This window comes from Segeticoccus rhizosphaerae, from assembly GCF_005222685.1.
In the GTDB taxonomy this organism is placed as follows: Bacteria; Actinomycetota; Actinomycetes; order Actinomycetales; family Dermatophilaceae; genus Segeticoccus; species Segeticoccus rhizosphaerae.
Genome location: NZ_SWMA01000067.1, coordinates 1 through 6,507 on the forward strand (window position 1 = coordinate 1; position 6,507 = coordinate 6,507).

At 65.3% G+C, this 6,507-nt stretch carries 5 protein-coding genes; 1 reads left to right on the top strand and 4 read right to left on the bottom strand.

Annotated features, from left to right (window positions below; translation table 11 throughout):
• Window positions 1–186: 186 nt before the first annotated feature.
• The 3 genes from FCN22_RS21040 to FCN22_RS21050 form a co-directional block, all read right to left on the bottom strand.
• Entirely contained in the window at window positions 187–426 is a 240-nt protein-coding gene (locus FCN22_RS21040; RefSeq protein WP_137123521.1) for a ribbon-helix-helix domain-containing protein, read from the bottom strand.
• 1,158 nt (window positions 427–1,584) lie between these two features.
• Complete coding sequence (locus FCN22_RS21045) at window positions 1,585–2,145, bottom strand: putative immunity protein (RefSeq protein WP_137123522.1); 561 nt, start codon at window positions 2,143–2,145, stop codon at window positions 1,585–1,587.
• Window positions 2,146–2,801: 656 nt separating this feature from the next.
• A complete protein-coding gene (locus FCN22_RS21050; RefSeq protein WP_137123523.1) occupies window positions 2,802–3,590 on the bottom strand; it encodes a DUF5694 domain-containing protein in 789 nt (262 codons plus the stop codon).
• Between the two features lie 652 nt (window positions 3,591–4,242).
• On the opposite strand from FCN22_RS21050, the gene FCN22_RS21055 reads away from it, so the two are divergent.
• Window positions 4,243–5,496, top strand: coding sequence for a hypothetical protein (locus FCN22_RS21055; protein WP_137123524.1), 1,254 nt, complete (start codon window positions 4,243–4,245; stop codon window positions 5,494–5,496).
• Between the two features lie 116 nt (window positions 5,497–5,612).
• Here FCN22_RS21055 and FCN22_RS21060 read toward each other — a convergent pair whose 3' ends face one another.
• On the bottom strand, window positions 5,613–5,969 hold the full coding sequence (locus tag FCN22_RS21060) for a hypothetical protein (protein WP_137123525.1): 357 nt from the start codon (window positions 5,967–5,969) through the stop codon (window positions 5,613–5,615).
• Window positions 5,970–6,507 lie beyond the last annotated feature (538 nt).

Here is a 6,507-nt window from a genome sequence, read left to right on the forward strand (position 1 = left end):
CTTGGTCGCCGACACGCCCACCACCACCGCGGCCTGCTCAACCGTCAGGCAATCGCGGACCTGAGCCCAGAACCGATACTCCACCTCAACCGGCAACCGCGGACTACCCCGACGAGCACTCATCTGCACACCTCTCAACGCCAGGTGTTGCAGTCACCCCTTGAGGCCAAGCCGCAATGGTGCGCATCAATCCAACGCGGGGTGGGGCGGGTCGAGCAGACTGTCGAGATCCGGGTAGACGGCTTCGCCACGCCTGACCAGTTCGGTCAAGATGGCGCCTTCGCGCTGGTAGCGCTGTTCACGCTGGAGGCGCGCAATAGCGTGGCGGACGGCCTCAGAGCGGTTGGCGGCGTGGCCTTGGGCGACCTCGGCGTCCAGAGACGCGAGCTCGTCGTCGTCGAGGCGGATAGCAATCTGTGTCGTCACGGCTCTAGTGTAGCCGGCGCGTCAACCAATTGGTATGCACCTCCTCGCGCGGTGAGCTGAGCGATCGTCCCGGTCGTCGATCCGTATCCGGCGAGGAGATCTGGTTTGCAGGCCAACGGTTGGCGTCGCTGTCAACGCCGCAGGACGTTCCCCGGGCGGCGCATAATGTCTGGGTGGGCCGGCTCAGACGACTGAGCAAGATCTGGCAGGTTGCCGGGCTGGTGTTGGCGACCGCTGTGGTGGGTAGTTACACGACTGCGCCGACTACTGGTTCGCGCCCGTCGTCCGCGATGTCGATGGGTAGCGGGGCGTCGAGTTTGTCCGTAGCTGCGCCGTCGCCAACGTCGTCAACGACCGGTGCAGCCATTCACCTGCGGTGCAGCAGCGGGGCCACCAACCTGGCCACCCCATCAGGTTCAGCACCGGTGCTGCTCGGGCTCATGTCCGAGCTATGGGGACGAAGCGATGTTCTCAGGGCTATCGACTTGACCTCGGTTGGGCCGTCCTATCGGGGGTCAACCTTGGTCAAGTCGGTGCTGTACGCCACCAAGGCGGCCAACGCCGGTACCCGGATTCGGGTCCAGTCTCCGGCGACGGCCGCCTTGTTCTATACGACCTGGGGCGAGTGGGGCAGCGCTGACTTGACCGGGATGTCCATGGTCACCGGGGCCAGGCGCGAGGTGACGGTTGGGGGATGTGGTGCGGCAACGGCGGGATTTCCTGGGGGGATCGTGGTGGAAGGGCCGTCCTGTGTGACCCTGGTCGTGACGTCCGCCGATGGTCGTCATCACCGAGATTTGACGCTACCGATCGGGCGAGGTTGTCCGCCTGGCTGACGCCGTCCCCGTCCGGTTGCTACGACGTCCTGCGGACGCAACTCGGCTCTCGCGCGTGGTCGTGGGCCGGCCGTGCACACCAAAGCCACTCGTGCAGATGGAGTTTGGTGTGCACGAGTAGCAAAACCTGTGCACCGATAGGGCGGGGAGGGCCGGTGACGTTTCGACCGGACGCGGCCCGCTGCGCAGCGTCCCGCAGGAGAAATCATCAGCGGCGACGGATGCGGCGATCTCGGACCGAGTCGTGGGCATAGCGGCCGGTGCCCGCAGGGGTGTCCTATACGGCGCACCCCCGATGTGGCCGCGTCCACAAGCCGATCGATCACTGGCGCTTCGTGCAGGTGTGGTCGTCGGCGGCGATGCACCCCTGGAGGGCACCGATGATCTCGCCGAGCAGACCGGATGCAAGCAGTCCTGGTCCAAGAGGGCCAGAGCGATTCTCTCCCACGGGCGGCAGCAGCCGCAGTGCCGTTCGTGCCGCCGCAGACATGTGATCGACTTGCCAGCGGATTTCCGCACTCACAGCATCTGCCTGGACGGGCGCGCCCAGTCCAGTGGCCTTCGCGGCATATGCGGCGGCACCGAGGGCATGAGCGCCCATGTGAGGGATGGCGGCGGCTTGTCCGGCCGCCCGAGCAGCCGCTGCGGCAGCGGGAACCTGCAGCTCGCGCGTCGGTACACCACCCCCGAAGCGGCGGCGGATCCCCTCAGCGGCATCAAGCTCGCCTCGCGCGAACGCCCGTGTCCGGGCAACCAGGTCACGGGGCCGGCTATCGCCCGGAACTGCCACCTCGAACTCTTCCAACACGTGCTCCGCGCAATCGGCCGCCCACCCTGCGACGATCCGTCGGTCGGCTTCGCTGAGTGTCTGCGGGGAACGCACCGGAGCATCCTTTCACCCCAGGCCCCACGCGTCCGCAAGCGGAACGTCCAGCGGCGACAGGACTGGCGCCAGCAGGCCTCGCTTGCGCTCCGAGCCAGGGTGTCCGGAGAGGTATGCCATACGGACCACCGCATCGTCGTTTCAGGATCGTCACGCGGAGCCTGAACGTACACCGATCGACCTGCGGGCCCGCTACGTCGCGCAAACCGGTCAGTGTCGAACCATGCGTACCTCGACCGTTCCGCTCGGCTCGTGCGGTTTGCTGGCGCCCTCCAACTGGTAGCCAAGCTTGCGGTAAAGGCTTGCGCTCTGCGGTTGCCGTCCAGCACCCACAGGTAAGGGGGCCTCTCCGGCAGCCCGCGGGGGGCCAACTCCTGTGCCACGCCGGTGCCATGCAGCTCAGGGCCACTACAACGACATCAACTCGATGAATCCCTCCATCCCGGGGCGTCGACCCGGGCGGACCATCACGTACCCGACGAGACGATCATCGGCCTGCGCGACCAGCACAGTTCGACCGCCGCCATCCCGGCCGTTCCCGTCCAGCCCGCCGATGAGCTGGGCCCACCGGCACGTTGCTTCCACATCGCTGCGTCCCTGCTGGTAGTCCGCGGTGACCGGTCCTGGTTCCAGACCCGATCACCGTCAGGCAGGTACTAGGCGGGAAGCCAGGCGAGCGGGTCAACCACAGTGAACTGACCACTTTCTCTGGCGGAGTGCTCGAGCCAGTACGTGTGGCCGGCGCCGTACAGGACCAGGAGGCGGTCACCCGGCTCGCAGACTCGAAGCAGGTGGCCGAAGATGCGCAGGTTGCGGGCGTACCACCCGGCAACCCAGTTGACCCCTGGCGTGTACGACTCGTCCCCGATGAGCGCAATGTCGTAGTAGACGCGATGCATCAACTGCCGCGTCCTCGGCGCATTGATCGACCGGTACCACTGACTGACGCTGGTGGATGTCATGTCCTTGCTCGTGGCGTTGGCCTCAACCTGCTGGGTGGCGATGAGGGCGTCAAGTCGCTCCCTCATGCCGTGCTCCTGCGCCCAGCGGGCGAAGTCGTAGTCGGCATCGGTACCCGGCTGTGTGTCGAAGCAGTCCACAGCATGGATGCGCGGCAGTCCCAGCCGCCTCGCCAGTCGCAGTCCGATCTGGTCGTTCTCACTGGCCGTCAAAGACAGCCGGCCAGCACAGTATTCGCTGAACCGTTCATCGAGGCCATCCTGGTCTGCGGCTGTCGACTCCACCGCCACCCGGGTGGGCTTCCACTGGGCCAGGCCGTCGACCAGCTCCTCAATCTCGTGTTGGCGGGTAGTGGTGAGTACATCCGGAATGACGTTGTTGGCCAGGTCACGGTGAGGGTTGGCCAGGTGCGGCGAACCGATCAGAAGCAACTCGGGACGAGCGTCCTGCTCTCGGTCCGGCAACGGCCACAACGCTTGGCTCATCAGGTGAAAGTACAACACCGGGACCGACCCGTGGCGCATCGACGGTTTCTATCGCTGGCAGGAGCGCTTCGGCCCAGCGCCATAAACCTCTCCCCCGTTGGACAGGCATCCCACTTGACCAACCGCAAACGCGGCACACGTAGGCGAACCGACCTAAGCTGCGCTCGGACGGAAGGGGCGTCCCAGTAGACCCGTCCGGCTCGATTCCCGGGAAGGGCCCGCGGGAAGCGTCGAGCCTGGCTGCGTGAACCTCGACATCGGGGGCATCCGCGCTCGTTTCATTTATCGGTGTCCCGACCTCACCCAGGTCTCCGGCGCACAGGCATCCACAAGACCGCATAGCGATGCGCCGGGGCCTCTGGCTCAATCCGGCAAGTCGAGGCCGCGTCATTCCACCGCGAAACGGTCAGGCGAGTGGCGGGGCGGGCAGTCGGTTCCGAGGTTGATCGGGTGTTACGACCTCGGCCGCTGCGGGTTCTACCGAGGGCGGTCTGCTGGACACGGCGGCGCGCAGCGGTCTTGTGAGGTAGAGCGGGGGGCCCGCCACCCTGGCAGAGTGGGAGGTGTCTGCCCGCGATTCGCTACCCTACACTTCGATCACGAAGGGTACCGTGCACCGGAAGGCCCCCTTGCCCACGCTTCAGGAGCGATGATGGAGAGCGAGATTCAGCTGATCAGTGACGGCGATGGTCTCGCTGTCATCGGTAGTCCGACGGCTGTCGAACGCTTCCTCGTATCCGAGGGACTGCCATCAAGGGATCTAGGGCTGCGACGGCTCGCGCCGGCCATGGGTTCCGTTGCAGGAGCCGCGCAGGCGGGTTCCGAGATTGCCGCCAACTCAGGACGCTGGGTGCAGTTGACCAAACAGTCAGCAGAGCTTGTCAGCAAGCACGGGCTGAGGACGAGCTCCAAGACCGGCCTCAGCTCGGGCGTGCTGAAGGGGAGCAAGGGTCAGGTCAAGGGCTTCGTCGAATTCGCGAAGGGCCCCGGATCGGTACTGTCCAACCCGGCCCTTCTGGCTGGCGCGGCGGGGATCATGGCGCAACTCGCAATGCAACAGGCCATGGACGAGATCACCACCTATCTCGCCACGATCGACGAAAAGGTCGACGACGTGCTGCGCGCCCACAAGGACGCGGTGCTGGCGGACATGATCGGGGTCGACTTCGTGATCGAGGACGCCATGACCGTTCGAGAGCACGTCGGCCGGGTCTCCGAAGTCACCTGGTCAAAGGTCCAGGCCACGTCGATGACCATCGCGCGGACCCAAGCCTACGCGTTGCGCCAACTCGATGCACTCGCGGAGAAGGTGGAGCACAAGGCCAAGATCGGTGAGCTCGCTAAAACCTCCAAGGAAGCCGAATCGCAGGTTCAGGAGTGGCTCGTAGTTCTGGCCCGTTGTGTCCAGCTGCAGGACGCGATCGCTGTGCTCGAGCTCGACCGCGTCCTGGACGCGTCTCCAGATGAGCTTGACCAGCATCGCCTCGCGCTTAGGGCTGCCCGGCAGAACCGACTGGAACGCATCTCAAGCAGCACCGAGCATCTGATGGCCCGCCTGAACGCGGCCGCTGGCACGGCGAACGCCAAGGTGTTGTTGCACCCGACCGCATCTCGGGCGGTGGTGCAGTCCAGCAACCACGTCACCACCGCCATCGTTGACCTCCACGGACGGCTCGGGATCGAGCATAGCCACGCATCGTTGGAGGCGAGACGATGGGCGGACGCGGCGGCGGAGATGAGGGACAACGTACTCGAGACAGGAACGGAGGGCGTCGATACCGCCAGGCGCGTCAGTAGCGAGACCCTCGACCGGGCGAGATCAGTGACGGACAAGCTTTCCAGCGGGATGGCCGGGCGAGCGCTCCGCCGCCACAGGAACGACCAGGAACACGACGAGGAAGGCTGAGCGAGCAGCGGCCCGCGGACACGTGCCCTCGGTCTGCCGAGCGCAAGTTCTCACTGGCCTCTGTTGGCGCATGCGATGCGTCATACCGCCGCTACTGACCGTAGGTGGTGCCAGCGTCACTCGCCGTCGGTCGCGAGGAAGATGGCAAGCACCTTGGGAGGCATGGAACGCTCATAGTCTTCGGCTCCAGGGGGGAGCAAGGCCAGTGCATCTCCGCGGATTGCCCCTCCAAACATTCCGACCCCTGCCATCTCGAATAGAGCGGACGCTCGGGGGTTGATCATCGACTCGTCAAGTTCGGCGTAGCGAGAGTTCACATACACCGCCAAGTCCAGACCCTGGACCTTGAGATGCCCAGCCTCCACAGGGCCGCCTTGCACGTAGGGGTAATAGGACATCGCGTTGCGCTCGTTGACCGAGACCGCGGCCAAGCGCTCGTGGCCGTAAGGGATGTGGAGGCCAGTGATGCTCACGGCTTACCTCTCGCTCGGCTCAGGCTGGCATCCATGCCATCCGTACTGCCGACGAGACTGCCACAAGAGGGTCTACGGCCGCAGTTGGGCTCGCCGACCTCCCAGAAGTCGACTTGACGCAAGATGCGTCACTCCACCGCGAGGCGGGCGACGACCTCCGCCTGATGGATGTGCCGGACTGAATTCGCATGGGCAGCAGCCTGACGCACCAGCATGTGACCGAAGAGAGCTTGGACGTCCCCGCTGTCGACGACGAGAGAGCGCTTCAGGTGCGGTTCGCGGGGACGCTACGGGTCGAGTTCACCCAAGGACCTACCGCTACTGCAATCCCGCTTGAGTGGCACCCATACATGTAGCTCGATACGGGATCGCTTGGTCGTTGGCAGAAGATCTCCTAGTGGTGCGTCTCGCAAATAACTGGGTGGTGCGTTGGTAGACTGGCGTTTATGAGCTCACCCGCGTCCCCGTTGCAGATGTCGGCTGGTCAGCGTGAGGCGTTGGAGGTGTTGTCCCGTTCGCAGGCGGCGCCGCATCGGCA